The following is an 18,060-nucleotide window of genomic DNA, read 5'->3' as shown; positions in this document are numbered from 1 at the left end:
GGAAGAGGAACTGATGAACGACAACGAATGGATGCGCGGCGGAACCGTGCTGGTGACCGGAGCGACCGGACGGGTCGGAAGCCGTCTCAGCGAACGTCTTCTCGATCTGGGAGCCCATGTGCGCACTGTCGTACTACCCGGAGATCCCGGCCGCAGCCGACTCGACGCCCGAATCACCGTGATCGAGGGTTCCCTCGGCGACCGGGAGGTGGCGGAGTCCGCCGTCCACTCCGTCCAGGCGGTAGTGCACCTGGCTGCCCTCATGGACTGGGATCGCTCGGCAGCGCCCGCTTTGTTCAGGTCGAATGTGGAGGCGAGTTTCCACCTGCTCGACGCCGCTTCGCAACTTCCCGACTTCCACCGCTTCGTCACCGTGAGCAGTGACGAGGTCTACCCGGCCCTCGCGATCGACGGAGACATCCACGAGCAGCTTTCGCTCGCGCCATACAGCTTCTACGGACTCACCAAACAGCTCGACGAGGTGTTGACCGATTTCTACGGTCGCGCCTATGCCCTGCCGGTGACCACAGTGCGTTTCGCCCTGACCGCTGCGGCGGAGGAGATTACGCGGCACGACGGGTGGTCCGGCCGGCTGTTCTTCGCGTCTGGTCTCCGCGCGCTGTTCGCCGGCCTCGGCCGGCTCGATGCCGTCGCCGTGATCGATGGGGCGATCGCCGACCAGGACAACACGCTGCTGCTCCCGCGCGATCACAGCGGCGCGTCGTACCGCAACCACTTCTGCGACGTGCGGGATCTGATCGACGCGCTGATGCTGTTGCTCACCGAACCGGCTGCGGTAGGTGACACATTCAACGTGTCGGGACCGGAGTCCTTCGAGTACGAGGACGTCGTGCCACGACTCTCCGAAGCCCTCGGCATCCCCTTCGTCGAGCTCGAGCTGCCCGGTCCCGCCTTCTCGATCAAGACCGACATCTCGCGCATCCGGGACCGCCTGGGCTACGCACCCAGCCGCGACATCGAGACCATCATCTCCGAGGTCGGGGAGCGATCGTGACCAGCCGGTCCGAACCGGCGTCGGCGCGGTGGACTCCCCGCGAGTCCTCGGTATTCCTCGGCTTGGCCGAACGCGACATCACGCCGCCGCCGGATATCCGGGCCCGCAATTGGGGCGCCGCCCCCGGCGACTTCGCCGACGGTATCCATCGGCCCCTGCTCGCGAAGGCCCTCGCGTTCCTCGACGGGTCAGAGGGGTGGCGGTATCTGCTCTCGGTCGACCTCGGCTGGTGGCAGAGCCACGATGTGTTCGCGTCGTTCCATGAGCCGCTCTGTAGAGAGTTAGAGGTGGATGCGGACAGGGTGCTCCTCCACCTGGTGCACACCCACGCGGGCCCCTCCGTGAACGACCGCGATCCCGGTCTGCCAGGGGTGGAGGACGTGCGTGAGTACGGCGACCGCGTTCTCGACCAGCTAGTCGCGGTCTGCGCCCAGGCACGCGAATGCGCGTCTGACATGATCATCACCTGGGCTTACGGCGCATCGGACATCGCAGTGGTGCGCGACCTCCCGTGCGGCGATCGGGATGTGATCGGATTCAACCCGACGGAGAAGCCCGACAACACCGTGCTGATCGGGCGCATCGTCGGTGCCGCCACGCGTGAGACCGTCGGTGTGATCGTGAACTATGCCTGTCATCCCACCGTGCTTGCATGGGAGAACGAGCTCGTATCCCCTGATTTCGTGGGTGCGACTCGGGAGGTGGTCGAAGCCGAGACTGGTGCGATGTGCCTGTTCCTGCAAGGGGCGTCCGGTGACCTGGGACCTCGTCACACCGGCGACACTCGAACCGCCGACCGACTCGGAAGGGCGCTCGGACACGCGGCCTTGGCGACACTCGGCGCGATGGAGGAACCGGCGACGAGCGTGGTCTTCGATGCCGTACTCGAATCAGGTGCACCGCTCGGTGTCTGGCGCGCCACGTATGACACCCCGCCGTCCGAACGGCAGTGGGTGGCGACTGCGGTCGATCTCGACGTCCGGCCGATGCTGACGCCGAAGGAGGCCGCGCTTCGCTGGGCAGACATCACCCCCCGGGCAGCTGAGGAACGCGTGCGGCGAGCGGGGCGCCTGGCGCTGGGATACAGCGATGGCGCCCGCGCCGCGCATCCGCTGTTCGTCTGGCGCATCGGCGATGCGGTGCTCGTCGCGCAGCCCGGCGAGGCGTACTCGCTGCTGCAGACCGAGCTGCGACGGCGGCACCCCCGTTTCGCCGTGGCGGTGTTGAATCTCACGAATGGGCCGGGATTCATGTACCTACCGCCCGCCGACGCCTATGACCGCGATCGCTATCAGGTCTGGCAGACACTCCTCGCGCGCGGTTCGCTGGAACGTGTCATCGATGCCGCCGACGACATCATCGCGTCGCTCCCTCCGGCCAGGGATGTGGTGGCGTGAAGAGCGTGGTCGTCAGCGGAGCCGCAAGCGGTCTCGGAAGGTCGATCGCGATCGAGCTGGCTCGCGAAGACTGGGCGGTCGTTGGCGTGGATGTCGATGAAGCCGGTCTCCGCGGAACTATCGACCTGCTGCCCGGCGGTGAACATGAGGCCGTCGTCGGCAGCGTCGCCGACCGCGAGGTCCATCTGCGCGCCGCTCATCGTGCATCAGTTGTGGGCGAGATTTCCGGCTGGGTCAACTGCGCGGGAGTGACTTTCATCGAAGACCTCGAGACGATCGACGAGCACATTCTCCGCCGACTCATTGACGTCAACCTTCTCGGAACCACCTGGGGAACGGCTCAGGCGATCTCCGCGTTCACCCGGGCGGGCACGCGGGGAAGCATCGTCAACATCTCCTCGGTCCACGCCCATCAGGCGCACCCGGGCTACGCGGGTTACGAGATGACAAAAGCAGCGATCGAGGCGCTCACCCGCAACGCGGCAGTCACCTACGGAGTCAGGGGGATACGGACGAATGCCGTGGCGCCCGGATCCATCCAGACAGTGGCATTGCAGGCATCGTTCGACTCGGCGCAAGATCCACAGGCCGCCCGAACTCGCCTCTCCAGCTGGAACGCGCTGGGTCGACTGGGCGACCCACAAGAAGTCGCACGAGTCGTGGCATTCCTCCTCAGCCCCTCGTCCTCCTACATCAACGGTTCGACGATCGTCGTGGACGGAGCAATGATCGCCGGGCTGAGTCGCGCGCGCGACGACGATGCCACGCGCCGTTCACGAGGAGGTTCGGCACACCAATGAGATTGATGACCATCGGAGAAACTCTCGGGTATGTCGCCACTCAGCAAGGTGAGCCGCTCAGCACGGCGCGCACACTACGCTTCGGACTGGCGGGTGCGGAAGCCACCGTGGCCATCGGTGCCGCGCGGTTAGGTCACGGCGCGACGTACGTGGGGTGCGTGGGCAACGACTCGATGGGGCGCCGGATCCTTCGGGACCTCCGCGGAGAAGGCGTCGACACCTCATACGTGCGCATCGTCGACGATCGTGCCACCGCGATGATGGTCAGGGACCATCGCAGCTCTGGTAGGACCGACGTCACCTACCTGCGCGCCGGAAACGCCGGATCGGCGCTTGCCACGTCAGATGTCGTCAAGGCATTTGCAGCCGAGCCGGCCGACATCGTCCACGTCAGCGGCATCACTCTCGGTCTGGGCGAGGGTTCCAGGCACGCAGTTCACGCTGCGATCGAGAAGGCTCGTGCGCTTCATGTGCTCGTGTCGTTCGATGTCAATCTGAGGCGTACCCTCCCGTACGGCAATGGACTCAAGAGCGCGATCCTCCGGGCCGCTTCGTCGAGCGACATCGTGTTCATCGGTGATGACGAGCTGGCGGACATCTCACCCGCATCGTCGGTCGACCTCGTGCGGAGACTCCTCTCACAGGGTGCGTCGGAGGTCGTTGTCAAGCGAGGGGCTGACGGGGCCTCCGTCTTCGACTCCACCGGTGCTGCAGCGCATGTCGAGGCGGAGCCAGTCGTGGTCGTGGATGTCATCGGGGCCGGAGACAGCTTCGTTGCCGGGTACCTCACCGCGCGCGCGGAGGGCGCGTCACCCCGTGAACGCCTCGCTCGTGGCACGCAGTGTGCCGCGCTCACAGTGGGGGGCCTCGGCGACTGGGAGTCGCTCCCCTACCGCCATCAGCTCGGGTTGACGGCGGGAGTGGCACGATGAGAGAGGCGGATCAGATCACCGGCGCCGTGGCCTATCACGGAGAAGGAGCAGTGTGGGCCAAGGGTCGCCTCCACTGGCTGGACATGCTCGCCGGCGATGTCCTGACACTCGCGCCGAAGGCAGTGCGCCGTTTCCACGTAGGCGAAACCGTAGCCTGCGTTCGCCCGACGACGGCCGGTGGCTTCGTCTATGCACTCGATCGTCAGATCGCTATCTCGCCACCTGGCGCCGGCCATCGGGGCCTCGAGCGCGGACGGCTCGTGTTCGACGATCCCGAGCTCCGCTTCAACGAAGGCGGCTGTAGTCCGCAGGGCGACTTCTATGTGGGAACCACACACAATCTGGAGATGCCCGAACGTGGAACGCTCTGGCGGATCTCTCCCGACCTTCAAGCGACGCGCGAACTCGTCGACGTATCCGAGTCGAACGGAATCGACTGGTCACCAAGCGGGGAAGTCACCTACTACGTCGATTCACCCACCGGTCGAATAGATCGACTCACCGCGCACGAAACCGGCCACCTTTCGGACCGAGTTCCCTTCGTCGTGATCGACGACGGCGTACCCGATGGCCTGACCGTGGACTCGGCCGGAGGTATCTGGGTGGCGATCTGGGGCGCGGGTCAGGTGCGCCGATACGACGCTCACGGGGAACTCACCGATGTCGTGACCGTGCGCGCGTCTCAACCGACGTCATGTGCCCTCGGAGGGAAAAATCTCCAAACTCTCTTCATCTCTACTTCGCGGCAGGGATTGAGCCGTCGTGCTGAGCCCTCGGCCGGCGCAATCTTCGCCATCAAAGTGCACCACTCGGGTTCGCCGGTCAGGCCCTTTCGCGCAGCCCGATAGCCGCAGCCAGCAATCGCGGGGAGGCTCGACCCTCGGGGTCTGACTGCCGGAGTCCGACCGTCGGGGCTCTAGGTGTACTGCCCAGGGGCGTTGGTTGGTGTGTGACGTCTTGAGGTGACGAAGACCTCCGGTGGAGGGTTGGAGCTGTCTAGGTTCCATCACCACTGCCGGAGGTCTTCGTGACTCACCGTAATGCTGCTCTCACGCCCGTTCAACGTGTGCGTCTTGCTCCTCTGATCGTTGATGACGGGTGGCCGATTGCTCACGCGGCTGTGTTCTTTCACGTGTCATGGCCGACCGCGAAACGGTGGGCTGAGCGATACGAACTCGCTGGCGCCGCGGGGATGGAGGATCGCTCCTCAAGGCCCCACCGCGTATCGAACAGGACACCACAGCCCCTTGTGCGGAAAATCGTGCATCTGCGGTGGAAGAAACGTCTCGGTCCCGTCGGGATCGGTGCCAAGCTGAACATGCCGGCCTCGACCGTCCACGCCGTTCTGGTGCGTGTGCGACTGAACCGGCTGCATCACGTCGATGTCCGAACCGGTGAACCCGTCCGCCGATACGAGCACGATCGTCCCGGGTCGATGATCCACGTCGACGTGAAGAAGATCGGCAACATCCCCGATGGTGGCGGGCACCGATTCGTCGGTCGGCAACAGGGTGACCGGAACCGGGCCGCAACTCCTGGAAAACCACGAAACCATCACTACAACCCGAAGATCGGGACCGCGTTCGTGCACACCGTGATCGATGACCATTCCCGCGTTGCCTACGCCGAGATCCACGACGACGAGACCGCCGTCACCGCAGTCAGCGTGCTCCGCCGAGCCGCGGCATGGTTCGCCGCCCGCGGCATCACGGTCGAGCGGGTCCTCTCCGACAACGGCCCGGCCTACAAATCGCACCTCTGGCGCGACACCTGCGCCGAGCTCCGCATTCGACCGAAGAAGACCCGCCCCTACCGGCCACAGACCAACGGCAAGATCGAACGCTTCCACCGCACCCTCGCCGACGGATGGGCGTTCTCACGCCACTACAACAGCGAGTCCGCCCGACGGGCCGCACTCCCGGCCTGGCTCCACGAATACAATCACCACAGGCCCCACACCGCCATCGGAGCAAAACCACCCATCAGCAGATTGATCAACCTGCCTGGGCAGTACATCTAGGGCTCGACGTAGACGGGGTCGGCGACGATGTTCTGGGTCACCCGCAGCAGGGGCTGGGAGTCGTCGGGTATGAGGAACGCGACGGAGAGCATCCGTGTGTCTCCCGGCGGGAGCAGGTCGGTGTCGTCGATCACGTAGCGCGGTAGATCGATGCTGAGGTCGTCGTCGTCGGGAGAGACGAGGGCGGTGGGCACCTCCATGGGGTAGGCGGGGTCGTCGCCGTCGTTCGTGATCGAGTAGCCCATCACGACGTAGCGCTGACCCGCCTCGGCGGGAACGAAGTAGTTGCCCGACTCGCTCATCTGCGCCTCGACCGTCGCGGGGTTCGTGACGAGGTCGTCGATCGTGTACGTCCATCCTGCGAGCTCGATGGGGGTGCCGAGCGGTAGGGGGTCGTCGATGCTGCCCGAGGGGGTCGCGTCAGGGGTCTCCTCGCGCGAGGCGCTCGCCGAGGGGAACGGTGAGGGAAAGGTCGGGGCCGAGCCGATCAGCGAGACCACGATCACCACGCCCGCGACCACGATGCCGAGGGCCGACACCGCGAGCCCGGCGATGGCGAGCCCGCGGCTCCTGCTGCGCAGCGACATCGCGACGATGCCGAGCACCAGCCCCACCACGATGAGCACCCAGCCCACGGGCGCCACCGCCGGCACCACCGCGAACGCGATGCCCGCGATCGCCACCAGCAGCGACACGAGCCCGACGACGTTGAGGCGCGGCTTGCCGACGGGGTCTGCCGGGGGCGGAGTGGTCATGCCTCCATCCTGCCCGGATGCCGGCCGCGCGGCGCTAGCGCGGAACCTTCGAGAATGCCGTCAGAGCTCGGTCTCGATGAGTTCGTTCGACAGCAGGTCGGCGACCGAGTCGATGATCTCGTCGGGGCGGAACGGGTACTTGGCGATCTCGGCCTGGTCGCTGATGCCGGTGAGCACGAGGATGGTGTGCAGGCCCGCCTCGATGCCCGCCACCACGTCGGTGTCCATGCGGTCGCCGATCATGCCGGTGTTCTCCGAGTGCGCCCCGATGCGGTTCATGGCCGAGCGGAACATCATCGGGTTCGGCTTGCCGACGACGTACGGCTCCTTGCCCGTGGCCTTGGTGATGAGGGCTGCGATCGCCCCCGTCGCGGGAAGCGGGCCTTCCGCACTGGGGCCTGTCGCATCCGGATTCGTGACGATGAAGCGCGAGCCCTGCCCGATGAGGCGGATGGCCTTCGTGATCGCCTCGAAGGAGTAGTTGCGCGTCTCACCGATCACGACGTAGTCGGGCGCGGTCTCGGTCATGATGAAGCCCGCCTCGTGCAGGGCCGTCGTGATGCCGGCCTCGCCGATGACGAAGGCGCTGCCGCCCGGCATCTGGTCTTTGAGGAAGGCGGCGGTGGCGAGCGCGCTGGTCCAGATGAACTCCTCCGGAACCTCGAGGCCGGATGCGCGCAACCGTGCGCTCAGATCGCGCGGCGTGAAGATGGAATTGTTGGTCAGCACCAGGTACGGCTTGTTCTCGTCACGCCACTGCTGCAGCAGCTCGGCCGCCCCGGGGATGGGGTGGTTCTCGTGCACCAGCACCCCGTCCATGTCGGTGAGCCAGCATTCGATCTCGTCGCGGCGTGACATCGGCACTCCCTCTCGTCGCATCCGCCCCCAGGCTACCGGGCGAGCCTGGGCGCGTGCCCCGCCGTCGGCGCGATCCGCGCCCGCCGGCGCCGATGCGGGGTTGGCTCATGGCGTGCCCCGAACGGGAGCGGGCGGCGCATCCGCACTCTTCTCTATGCTGACGGCGGGGGCGCGCGGCGCCGGAACGGTGGAAAGACGATGGTGCTCATGAGGTCGACGCGCGCAGGCGCGACCACGCGGCTCGCTCTGGTGGCGGCAGTCGCGGGCGTGCTGACGCTCAGCGGATGCGCGGGGCCGGTCGGGCCCGACGGAGCCGGCGCGGTCGCCACGGTGACCGCAACCCCGTCACCGATGCCGATCGAGCAGGTCGTCGAGCTCGATCCTGCGGCGGAGCCGCTCGTCGCCGATGCGCGGGCGCTGGTCGCCGCGAGTGACGGCTGGGCATCCCCCGAGGCGCGCACGGCGCTCGCCGCCGCTGCGGAGCAGTTGGCTGCCGACATCGAGGTGGTGCAGCTGTCGATGGCGGGCGGCCCCGCGGCGAGCCAGGCCGAGCCGCCGGTCGACGAGGAGCGACTCGCCACCGACCTCGACGCCGTGCTCGCCGCGGTCGGGCAGGTGCGGGCCGGGGTGGTGACCATGGCCATCCAGGTGCTCAACGAGGGCGCCCCGAACGCCGAGCAGGCGGTGCGAGACGCGGCCTATATGGCCATCGTGGAGCAGCAGGCGCAGCTCGCCTCGCCCGCGACCACGGCGACATCGGCGCAGGTGCAGGACGTACTCACCGCGACCCGCGCCACCCAGGATTCCCAGCTCGCCTACAACGAGGAGCAGGCCCGCCGCGCTGCCGAAGAGGCGGCCTCCGGTGGCGGGGGTGGTGGCGGTGGCGATGACAGCCCGACTCCGGCGGGCTGGTTCGTGCCCAATCCGTGGTGGGAGCAGCCGGGAGTGTGGGAACGGTATCCGACTTCACCTGCACCCGCTCCTGCTGACCCCGTGCCTCCGGTCACCGATCCGGCAGGCTGAAGGAGAGGCGGTTTCAGCGAGCGGCGGCCCGCACCGGGCGGGCGACGCGCAGCAGGTCGAGCTTGCTCTCGTCCTCCGATCCCGGCACGGCCGAGTACACGACGATGCGCAGGTCGTGCCCCGGCACGGTGAGCACGTCGCAGTCGACGTCGATGTCGCCGGCCGCGGTTCCGAGAATGCGCTTGCGGGTCGAGCGGTGCTGCGCGATGTGAGCCGACGCCCAGAGCGCCTCGAAGCGCGGCGACTCGGCGCGCAGCCGGGCGACGAGGGTGGCGAGGCTGCGATCGGCGGGGTAGCGCCGCAGGGCCGTGCGCAGGTCGGCGGCGAGATCGGCGTCGAACTCCGAGGCGTGCCGGTCGTCGAACTCCACCTGGTGGATGCCGAGCACGAACTGCTGCCACGGGATGTTGCGCTCCAGAGCCGACCGCCCCGCCGGGTCGCCGAACAGCGTGATCCAGAGCGGGTTGACGTACAGGATGTCCCAGGCCGCCGAGTGCACCGACACTGGGCTGTGTCCGAGTCTGTCGACCAGCCGCTGCACCCCGGGCGCGATGTGCCGGGGGACCTCGTCGGACGAAGGCGGCACGGCACCTGCCACCCGGTAGAGGTGGTCGCGCTCGTCGTCGCTGAGTCTCAGCGCCCGGGCCAGTGCGGCCAGCATCTGGGGTGACGGATGCTCTGCCCTCCCCTGCTCGAGGCGCACGACGTAGTCGACGCTGATGCCGGCCAGCATGGCGAGCTCCTCCCGGCGGAGCCCGGGTGTGCGGCGCGCTCCACCGGAGGGCAGGCCCGCCTCCTCGGGTCGCACCCGATCACGCCAGGAGCGGAGCAGTGCCGCGAGTTCGGTCATGCCTCGATTCTGCGCCCGCCCGACCCCGCGTGGGTGGTACCGACGGTACCTGGGTGATGGCCGCCCGGGGGCGGAAGCTCGGAGCATGACAACGACACTCATCACCGGGGCCGGCCGATCGCTCGGCCTCGAGACCGTCCGCCGCCTCCGCGACGCGGGCCACACCGTCTACGCCGGCCTCCGCGACCTCGCCGACGCCGGCCCGGTGCGCGAGCTCGGGGCCATCCCCGTTCAGCTCGACGTCACCGACCAGGCGAGCGTCGACGCCGCCCTCGCGAGCATCCCCGAGCTCGACGTGCTCGTGAACAACGCGGGAGTGCTCGGCACACGCCACGCCCTTGACGGGCTCGACGCGACCGAGATGACGCAGGTTCTCGACACCAATGTCGTCGGCATCGTGCGCGTGACGCAGGCGGCGCTGCCGCTGTTGCGAGCATCCGCGTCTCCCGTCATCGTCAACGTCGCCTCGGGAGTGGGCTTCGCCAGGTGGCTGCTCGACCCCGCGCACGACGAGTTCCCGGTGACCGCGGTGCCGTACGCGGCGTCGAAGGCGGCGGTCATCGCGCTCACCGTGCAGTACGCGAAGAATCTCCCCGGCTTCCGTGTGAACGCGAGTGACCCGGGCTACACGGCGACCGCGTTCAACGGCTTCTCGGGCCACCAGACCGTGACCGAGGGAACGGATGCGACCATCGCCCTCGCCACCATCGGCCCCGACGGGCCCACCGCCGAGTTCCACAACCGCGACGGCCGCATCGACTACTAATCGGCCCGCGATCGACGCGCTGCATCTCGGATCTCGCGCTCCAGGCTCTCCAGTTCGGCGAGCACGTCGGCGGCGACGAAGGCACGGTCGCGCTTGCGGTCGTTGAGCGGTGACAGCACCCCCGCGTCGACGAGCGAGGCGATCGCGCCGTTCGCCGCCGTGTACCCGACACCGAGGATGGTCTCGATGGAGGCGGCGGTGACGACCGGGTCGGCGACGAGCCTGTCGATGAGCAGATCGGCTGTCGACGACCGACGGGCTCCGCTGAGCTCGCGCCATTCGGCAGGGAGCGCCGCGAGCCGCTCGGGGAGCGGGAGGCATGCGGCGACCGCCAGCCCCGAGGCGCTGACGATGCCGTCGACGATCGGCCGTACGTCGCCCGAACGATATTCGGTGAGCAGAGAGAAGTACCGCTCTCGATCGGCGACCAGGGCCGACGCGATCGGCACGACGACCGCGTGGGACACTCCGCGTCGACGGAGGATCGCCTGGATGAGAGCGCGGCCGATGCGGCCATTGCCATCGGTGAACGGGTGGATCGACTCGAACTGCGCATGGGCGATCGCCGCCTGGGTGACCGGTGGCGGGTCATCCCGGTTCGAGAAGGCGAGGAGGTCGTCGATGTAGTCGTCGACGGTCTCGGGAGGCGGCGGCACGTACAGGGCGTCGCGCGGGGAGTAGTCGCTCCCGCCGATCCAGTTCTGCATCGTGCGGAACCGCCCGGCGACGTCGCGCTCGGCGGGGTCGTCGGCCATCAGCTCGGCGTGGGCCCGGAGAAGGGCTTCTCGCGTGATGAGCCCTCCCCCCGAGACCGAGTCGATGAGGTCGCGGATGGCGTTCGACGCCGCGACCATGGCGGTCGCCGAGGAGTTGGCCCGACTGCCCGCGAGTGCTCGGGCGAAGTCGCGCGCGCTCGCCTCCAGGTGCTCGATCTTCGACGATGCCACCGACTCGAGCCTGATCATCATCGTTCCGAGCGCGCCGAGGCTGCCCGCGTGTGCTCGCTCGTCGAGCCTTCCGATAGATGCCGTGACAGCGAGCTCGTCGATCGCCGGTGCCCCTGTGGGAAGTTCGGCGATGACGGGCGGGAGTGAGACCACGACCTCGCGGAGTATGCGGTCGGCACGCGTGCCGGCCCGCCGGGACTGCGACCACCCGACCGTGCGGTGCTCATGTGCGGGCCACTCCATGACATCTCCAATGCGAGTCAAGACCTATGTTATCTTGCCTTATTTCATTAACCCGAGATAGCGGGAGCCTATATCGGATTATCACCCTTCATCGTGTTTGTGTCGCGGCGACTCTAAGGGTTATAGTCAGGGCAACCTTTAGTCCGGCGGGCTGCCGGACGGTGAACGGACGATGACGATGACCGAGCCAGCCGCGCACCCGAGCGCACCCGGGGCCGCACCCGCATCCGCGGCGCGCCAGACGGGCCTGCTGCTCGCGGTCTCGACGGTCATCTTCGCCCTGCGCCCGGCCCGAGAGGCAGCGACGTCGTCGCCGGGACTGTGGCTGCCGCTGGTGAGGCGCATCCGGCCGCCGTACGAGGGGCAGTGGGCGCTGCCAGGCGGCCCGCTCGGCCTCGACGAAGACCTCGAGGCCGCGGCGGCCCGCACCCTGCGGGCGACGACGGCGCTCGCACCTAACTACCTCGAGCAGCTCTACGCCTTCGGCACCCTCGACCGCGCGCCGGAGGCGACGAATGCGGCGCCCGGCGCAACCGACCGGGTCGTCTCCATCGTCTACTGGGCCTTGGTGAACGCCGACGAGGTCACCCAGTCGAGCGAGCACAGCGCCGGCGACGAGAACGTCGCCTGGTTCTCGGTCGACGACCTGCCCGACCTCGCCTTCGACCACGACGTCATCATCGAGTACGCCCTCTGGCGCCTGCGCAACAAGGTGGAGTACTCCCGCATCGCCCACGCCTTCCTCGGCGACACCTTCACTCTCGCCGAGCTGCGCGAGGTGCACGAGGCCGTGCTCGGCCGTTCGCTCGACCCGGCGAACTTCCGGCGGCAGATCGAGTCGTCGAACGCCATCGTGCCCACCGGCAAGCGCGTCACCGGGACCAGCTACCGCCCGCCCAAGCTCTACCGCTACAACCAGGCCGTCGATCCCGTCGATCGCGGACCCCTCCCGAGAAAGCCGAAGCCATGACCCCGTCAGCCCTGTCGGTCGACAGCACTATCCAGCTCATCGAGGCGGGAACCGCCACCCCGCCCGGCGCCACCGCGTCGACCTGCACCCCCGGTCTCGCCGACGGGCCGTGGGTGTTCGACCTGCAGGCGCCCTCCTACGGGCCGGGAGCATCCGTCGCCGACCCCATCCCCGCCGACGCGCCCCGCCAGGGTGTGCTGCCCGAGGTCTACAAGACGGCGTCGAAAGACGAACTGGATGCGCGCATCCGGGCCGCGAAGGAGACCCTCGGCGACCGGGTGGTCGTGCTCGGCCATTTCTACCAGCGCGACGAGGTGGTGCAGTACGCCGACTTCGTGGGCGACTCGTTCCAGCTCGCGAACGCGGCGCTCACGGTGCCGCAGGCCGAGGCGATCGTGTTCTGCGGCGTGCACTTCATGGCCGAGACCGCCGACGTGCTGGCGCGGCCCGAGCAGAGCGTCATCCTGCCTAACCTCGCCGCGGGGTGCTCGATGGCCGACATGGCCGACATCGACTCGGTCGAAGACGCCTGGGCGCAGCTCACCGACCTCTACGGCAGCGAACCGGATGCGTCGGGGCGCGTGCCGATCATCCCGGTCACGTACATGAACTCCTCGGCCGACCTGAAGGGTTTCTGCGGCCGCAACGGCGGCATCGTGTGCACCTCGTCGAACGCGGCCACGGTGCTCGAGTGGGCGTTCGAGCGGGGGCAGCGCGTGCTGTTCTTCCCCGACCAGCACCTCGGCCGCAACACCGCGAAGGCGATGGGGGTGCCGCTCGAGCGCATGCCGATGTGGAACCCGCGCAAGGCGTTCGGCGGCTCGACGCCCGAGGAGCTGCTCGAGGCCCAGGTCGTGCTGTGGCACGGGTTCTGCTCGGTGCACAAGCGGTTCACGGTGGCGCAGATCGACAAGGCCCGGGCCGAGCACCCCGACGTGCAGGTGATCGTGCACCCCGAGTGCCCGATGCCCGTGGTCGACGCGGCCGACGCGGCGGGCTCGACCGACTTCATCGCCAAGGCCATCGCGGCGGCGCCCGCGGGGTCGACCTTCGCGATCGGCACCGAGATCAACCTCGTGCAGCGGCTCGCGAACGAGTACCCGCAGCACACCATCTTCTGCCTCGACGACGTCATCTGCCCGTGTTCGACGATGTACCGCATCCACCCCGGCTACCTGGCGTGGGTGCTCGAGGAGCTCGTGGCGGGGCGCGTGGTGAACCAGATCACGGTTCCCAACGACGTCGCCGTGCCTGCGCGCGTGGCCCTCGAGCGGATGCTCGCGGCCCGGCCATGAGCGGCGCCTCCACTTTCTTGCGGACAAAGTCCGTCGAAACGTCGGTTCAGACGGACTTTGTCCGTAAGAACGAGGATGCGCGTCACCGGCCCCACAGAGTGATCGTCGTGGGCAGCGGGGTGGCCGGGCTCGTGACCGCCCTCACGCTCAAGGCGCGGTGCCGCGAGGCGCGGCTGCCGATCGAGCTCGCCGTGGTGACGAAGTCGACGATCGACGAGAGCAACTCGCGGTACGCGCAGGGCGGCATCGCCGCCGCCGTGATGCCGGGCGACACCGTGGAGTCGCACATCGCCGACACGATGGCCGCCGGGGCGGGGCTCTCCGACGCCGAGGCCGTGGCGGCGTTGTGCGCCGACGGGCCGGCGCGCATCCGTGACCTCATCGCCTGGGGGGTCGGGTTCGACACCGAGGGTGCCGTGCCCGGTGCACCGTTCGAGGCGGGTCTCGAGGGGGCGCACTCGGCCCACCGCATCCTGCACGCCGGCGGCGACGCCACGGGTCTGTCGATGGAGAGTGCGCTCGTGCGCGCCGTGCGCCGTGTGGGCATCGCGGTGCTATCGTCGACGTTCCTCGCCGACCTTGTGGTGTCGGCACCGGTTCTTGCGGACAAAGTCCGTTCGAACGTGCTTTCCGACGGACTTTCTCCGCAAGAAAGTAGCTCGGCGGCCGTGGTGGGGGTGGAGGTCATCCGCGGAGGGGTGCGGGAGGTGCTGACGGCGGATGCCGTGGTGCTCGCCACGGGCGGCCTGGGTCAGCTCTACCCGCACACCACGAACCCCGTGGTCGCGACCGGTGACGGTGCGGCCGCGGCGTGGCGGGCCGGGGCGCTCATCGCCGACGCGGAGTTCGTGCAGTTCCACCCGACGGCGCTCGCGGCACCCGGATCGTTCCTCATCTCGGAGGCGGTGCGCGGCGACGGGGCCGTGCTGCGGAATGCGGCGGGGGAGCGGTTCATGGAGGGCGTGCATCCGCTCGCCGACCTCGCGCCGCGCGACGTCGTCGCCCGGGCCATCGCCGCCGAGATGGCGCGCACCGGGGCGCCGGTGCTGCTCGACGCCACGTCGATCGGGGCGGAGGAGCTGGCCCGGCGCTTCCCGACGATCTCGGAGCAGATGCGCCGCCGCGCGCTCGACTGGGCGCACGAACCGGTGCCGGTCGCGCCGGCGGCGCACTACTGGATGGGCGGCGTCGCCACCGACCTCGACGGGCGCACCTCGGTGCCCGGGCTGTGGGCGGTGGGCGAGGTGTCGTGCACCGGTGTGCACGGCGCGAACCGCCTCGCGTCGAACTCGCTGCTCGAGTCGCTCGTGTTCGCGCACCGCGCGGCGGTGGCGCTGGCCGACGAGCTCGGGTCGGGGGTTTTCTCCCCCACAAAGTCCGGGATGACTGCAGTCTTCACGGACTTTGTCGGGGAGAACGTCTCTTCTCCGGCTCGGGAGCCCTCCCGGGCCGAGGTGCAGGAGCTGCTCTGGGCCAGCGCGGGTGTCGCCCGCTCCGAGGCGGGTCTGCGCGCGGCGCGCACCCAGCTGAACGGATGGGCGGTGCAGGTCGCGCACGACGACGCCTCCCCCGAGGCGGTCGCCCGCCTCGAGACCGCGAACCTCCTGCAGCTCGGCCGTCTCGTGGTCGAGTCGGCACTCGCCCGCGAGGAGTCGCGCGGCGGCCACTTCCGCACCGACCACCCCGCGCCCGACCCCGCCTTCGCGCACCACCTCGTGCAGTCCCGCGCCCACCCCGAGCCCCGCCTCCTCCCCACCTCGATCGCCGCCGCCCTCCGCCCCGCGGCCCCCGCCGCGCCCGCCGCGCCCGCGGTGCCCGCCGCGCCCGCGGTGCCCGCCGCGCCCGCGGTGCCCGCCGCGCCCGCGGTGCCCGCCGCGCCCGCGGCGCCCGCGGTGTCCGCCGCGGCCCTGTCACCCAGCGCGCCCACCCCCACCCCCGCGACCACCCCGGCCGTGCCCACCGTGGGCCCGTCGCCCAGCGGCCCCACCCCCACCCCCACGCCCGCACCCGCTCCCGCCAGCGTGCCCGTGGGGGCGATAGCCGCCGCCCCGTCCACACCTACCCCCACACCCGCGCCGGAGGGCGCGGGGCACCGAGAGAGGGTCACCGCCTGATGCTCACGCCGCAGATCATCGACGACGTCGTCGCGAGGGCGCTCGCCGAGGACGCGCCGTGGGGTGACATCACCTCCGAGCTGCTCATCCCCGCCGACGCCCGCATCGACGCCGTGTTGAGCGCCCGGGAGCCTGGCGTGCTGAGTGGTGGCCCCGTGATCGTGGCGGCGATGCGGGCGGTCGACCCGAGCATCCGTGTCGCCCTCACCCGTGACGACGGCGCCCGCTTCGACACCGGCGACACTCTCGCCACCATCGAGGGTCCCGCCCGCGGCGTGCTGCGCGCCGAGCGCGTCGCCCTCAACCTCGCGCAGCGCATGAGCGGCATCGCCACCCTCACCGCCCGCTACGTCGACGCGGTCGCGGGTACCGGCGCGCGCATCGTCGACACCCGCAAGACCACGCCCGGCCTCCGCGCCCTCGAGCGCGCGGCCGTGCGCGCGGGCGGCGGGTTCAACCACCGCTTCTCCCTCTCGGATGCGGTGCTCGCCAAAGACAACCACCTCGCCGTGTTGGCGGCGCAGCACGGCGGCGATCTCACGGCGGCGATCCGCTCGGTGCGGGCCCGCCTGTCGCACACCACCCATCTCGAGGTGGAGGTCGATCGCGTCGACCAGATCGAGCCGGTCGTCTCGGCCGGGGTCGACACCATCCTGCTCGACAACTTCTCGCTCGAGGAACTGCGCGAGGGCGTCGCGATCGTCGCGGGCCGCGCCCTGGTCGACGCGAGCGGTGGCGTCGACCTCACCACGGTCGCCGGCATCGCCGCCACCGGCGTCGACCTCATCTCGGTCGGTGCCCTCACCCACAGCGTGCGCGCCCTCGACCTGGGCCTCGACGCCGTGCTGCGCCCGTGATCTACCTCGACGCGGCGGCCACCTCGCCCGTGCGACGCGAGGTGCTCGAGGCGATGTGGCCGTATCTCGTGGGCGACTTCGGCAACCCGTCGAGCCATCACGCGGTCGGACAGTCGGCCGCGCGGGCGCTCGCCGAGGCGCGCCGCACGGTGGCGGAGCTGCTCGGCTGCCGCCCGGCCGAGATCGTCTTCACCTCGGGCGGCACCGAGGCCGACAACCTCGCCGTGAAGGGCATCACCCTCGGCCGGATGCTCGACACAGCCACGAGGGCGGCCACTGGCGCCGAGGAGGCGCGTCATCTCGTGATCTCGGCGGTCGAGCATCCGGCGGTCGTCGAAGCCGCCGACCACCTCGCGCGCCTGCACGGATTCGAGGTGGCCGTGGTGCCCGTCGGCCCCACGGGTCTGGTCGACCCCGACGACTTCTCCGCAGCGCTCCGCCCCGACACCGCGCTCGCCTCGGTGATGCTCGCGAACAACGAGATCGGCACGGTGCAGCCCGTCGCCGAGCTGGCCGCGCGGGCGCGCGCCGCGGGGGTGCCGTTCCACACCGACGCCGTGCAGGCGGGCGGCTGGCTCGACACCCGCCTCGACGTGCTCGGGGTCGACGCGCTCACTCTCGCCGGCCACAAGCTGGGCGCGCCGAAGGGCGTGGGGGTGCTCGCCGCGCGGCAGCGCCTGCGCCTCGAGCCGCTCGTGCACGGCGGCGGACAGGAGCGCGGCCGCCGCTCGGGCACCGAGAACGTCGCGTTCGCCGTCGGTTTCGCCACCGCGTTCCGGCTCGCGGAAGCGGCGCGGGTTGAGGCGGCGGCGCGGGTGGCGGCGCTCCGCGACGCGTTCATCGCCGAGGTGCTGCACCGGGTGCCGGGCGCTCTGCTCACGGGCCCCGCCCTCGGCGATCGGTTGCCGGGCAGCGACACGGATGCTCGGCTGCCCTCGGTCGCGTCGTTCTGCTTCCCGGGCACGAGCGGCGAGGCCGTGCTGCTGCAGCTCGAGGAGCGCGGCGTGATCGTCTCGAGCGGCTCGGCCTGCGCGGCCGGCGAGGACGACCCGTCGCCCACCCTCGTCGCCCTCGGCCTCCCCCCGGAGGTCGCTCAGACCGCGGTGCGCTTCACCTTCAGCCCCACCACCAGCGCGACCGAGCTCACCTCAGCCGCCGCCGCCCTCGAGGCCTCCCTCGCCGAGCTCGCCCATCTGCGCTGAACCCACCTCTGCGCGC

At 69.8% G+C, this 18,060-nt stretch carries 17 protein-coding genes; 13 read left to right on the top strand and 4 right to left on the bottom strand.

Annotated features, from left to right (window positions below; all coding sequences use genetic code 11):
• Window positions 1-13 precede the first annotated feature (13 nt).
• The 6 genes from HL652_RS17775 (at window position 14) to HL652_RS17750 (ending at window position 6,164) form a co-directional block, all read left to right on the top strand.
• Complete coding sequence (locus HL652_RS17775) at window positions 14-1,015, top strand: NAD-dependent epimerase/dehydratase family protein (protein WP_171706542.1); 1,002 nt, start codon at window positions 14-16, stop codon at window positions 1,013-1,015.
• The gene (locus tag HL652_RS17770; RefSeq protein WP_171706541.1) at window positions 1,012-2,412 is read left to right on the top strand and encodes a hypothetical protein; all 1,401 of its coding nucleotides are present in this window, start codon (window positions 1,012-1,014) and stop codon (window positions 2,410-2,412) included. Before HL652_RS17775 ends, HL652_RS17770 begins: the two co-directional genes overlap by 4 nt.
• A complete protein-coding gene (locus HL652_RS17765; protein ID WP_171706540.1) occupies window positions 2,409-3,212 on the top strand; it encodes an SDR family NAD(P)-dependent oxidoreductase in 804 nt (267 codons plus the stop codon). The genes HL652_RS17770 and HL652_RS17765 overlap by 4 nt, the downstream gene beginning before the upstream one ends.
• Window positions 3,213-3,217: 5 nt before the next feature.
• The gene (locus tag HL652_RS17760; protein ID WP_171706539.1) at window positions 3,218-4,144 is read left to right on the top strand and encodes a sugar kinase; all 927 of its coding nucleotides are present in this window, start codon (window positions 3,218-3,220) and stop codon (window positions 4,142-4,144) included.
• Window positions 4,141-4,992, top strand: a complete 852-nt coding sequence (locus HL652_RS17755; protein WP_171706538.1) for an SMP-30/gluconolactonase/LRE family protein — start codon at window positions 4,141-4,143, stop codon at window positions 4,990-4,992. Before HL652_RS17760 ends, HL652_RS17755 begins: the two co-directional genes overlap by 4 nt.
• Window positions 4,993-5,171: 179 nt before the next feature.
• Window positions 5,172-6,164, top strand: coding sequence for an IS481 family transposase (locus HL652_RS17750; protein WP_171706537.1), 993 nt, complete (start codon window positions 5,172-5,174; stop codon window positions 6,162-6,164).
• Here the strand turns inward: HL652_RS17750 and HL652_RS17745 are convergent.
• Complete coding sequence (locus HL652_RS17745) at window positions 6,161-6,919, bottom strand: DUF4190 domain-containing protein (RefSeq protein WP_171706536.1); 759 nt, start codon at window positions 6,917-6,919, stop codon at window positions 6,161-6,163. The genes HL652_RS17750 and HL652_RS17745 overlap by 4 nt on opposite strands.
• Before the next feature lie 60 nt (window positions 6,920-6,979).
• The gene (locus HL652_RS17740) at window positions 6,980-7,777 is read right to left on the bottom strand and encodes an HAD-IIA family hydrolase (RefSeq protein ID WP_171707436.1); all 798 of its coding nucleotides are present in this window, start codon (window positions 7,775-7,777) and stop codon (window positions 6,980-6,982) included.
• 207 nt (window positions 7,778-7,984) lie between these two features.
• Between HL652_RS17740 and HL652_RS17735 the strand changes: the two genes are divergently transcribed.
• Window positions 7,985-8,800, top strand: coding sequence for a hypothetical protein (locus HL652_RS17735; protein WP_171706535.1), 816 nt, complete (start codon window positions 7,985-7,987; stop codon window positions 8,798-8,800).
• A 13-nt stretch (window positions 8,801-8,813) separates the two neighbouring features.
• Here HL652_RS17735 and HL652_RS17730 read toward each other — a convergent pair whose 3' ends face one another.
• Entirely contained in the window at window positions 8,814-9,650 is an 837-nt protein-coding gene (locus tag HL652_RS17730; protein ID WP_171706534.1) for a helix-turn-helix domain-containing protein, read from the bottom strand.
• 85 nt (window positions 9,651-9,735) lie between these two features.
• On the opposite strand from HL652_RS17730, the gene HL652_RS17725 reads away from it, so the two are divergent.
• Window positions 9,736-10,416 (top strand): SDR family NAD(P)-dependent oxidoreductase, encoded by a 681-nt coding sequence (locus tag HL652_RS17725; RefSeq protein ID WP_171706533.1) that lies wholly within the window; start codon window positions 9,736-9,738, stop codon window positions 10,414-10,416.
• Here HL652_RS17725 and HL652_RS17720 read toward each other — a convergent pair.
• Entirely contained in the window at window positions 10,413-11,606 is a 1,194-nt protein-coding gene (locus tag HL652_RS17720) for a Fic family protein (protein WP_171706532.1), read from the bottom strand. The genes HL652_RS17725 and HL652_RS17720 overlap by 4 nt on opposite strands.
• Window positions 11,607-11,784: 178 nt before the next feature.
• Between HL652_RS17720 and HL652_RS17715 the strand changes: the two genes are divergently transcribed.
• The 5 genes from HL652_RS17715 to HL652_RS17695 all read left to right on the top strand — a co-directional run bounded on the left by HL652_RS17715 (window position 11,785) and on the right by HL652_RS17695 (window position 18,044).
• Complete coding sequence (locus HL652_RS17715) at window positions 11,785-12,576, top strand: NUDIX hydrolase (RefSeq protein WP_371743523.1); 792 nt, start codon at window positions 11,785-11,787, stop codon at window positions 12,574-12,576.
• Window positions 12,573-13,871, top strand: coding sequence for a quinolinate synthase NadA (gene nadA, locus HL652_RS17710; RefSeq protein ID WP_171706530.1), 1,299 nt, complete (start codon window positions 12,573-12,575; stop codon window positions 13,869-13,871). The genes HL652_RS17715 and nadA overlap by 4 nt, the downstream gene beginning before the upstream one ends.
• A gap of 107 nt (window positions 13,872-13,978) precedes the next feature.
• The gene (gene nadB / locus HL652_RS17705; RefSeq protein ID WP_253743426.1) at window positions 13,979-15,985 is read left to right on the top strand and encodes an L-aspartate oxidase; all 2,007 of its coding nucleotides are present in this window, start codon (window positions 13,979-13,981) and stop codon (window positions 15,983-15,985) included.
• Entirely contained in the window at window positions 15,985-16,842 is an 858-nt protein-coding gene (nadC, locus tag HL652_RS17700) for a carboxylating nicotinate-nucleotide diphosphorylase (RefSeq protein WP_171706528.1), read from the top strand. Before nadB ends, nadC begins: the two co-directional genes overlap by 1 nt.
• Window positions 16,839-18,044, top strand: coding sequence for a cysteine desulfurase family protein (locus tag HL652_RS17695; protein WP_171706527.1), 1,206 nt, complete (start codon window positions 16,839-16,841; stop codon window positions 18,042-18,044). The genes nadC and HL652_RS17695 overlap by 4 nt, the downstream gene beginning before the upstream one ends.
• Window positions 18,045-18,060 lie beyond the last annotated feature (16 nt).

It is taken from the genome of Herbiconiux sp. SALV-R1 (assembly GCF_013113715.1).
Classification (GTDB): Bacteria; Actinomycetota; Actinomycetes; order Actinomycetales; family Microbacteriaceae; genus Herbiconiux.
Note: the sequence above shows the minus strand (reverse complement) of the source record. Positions and strands in the feature narration are given on the sequence as shown.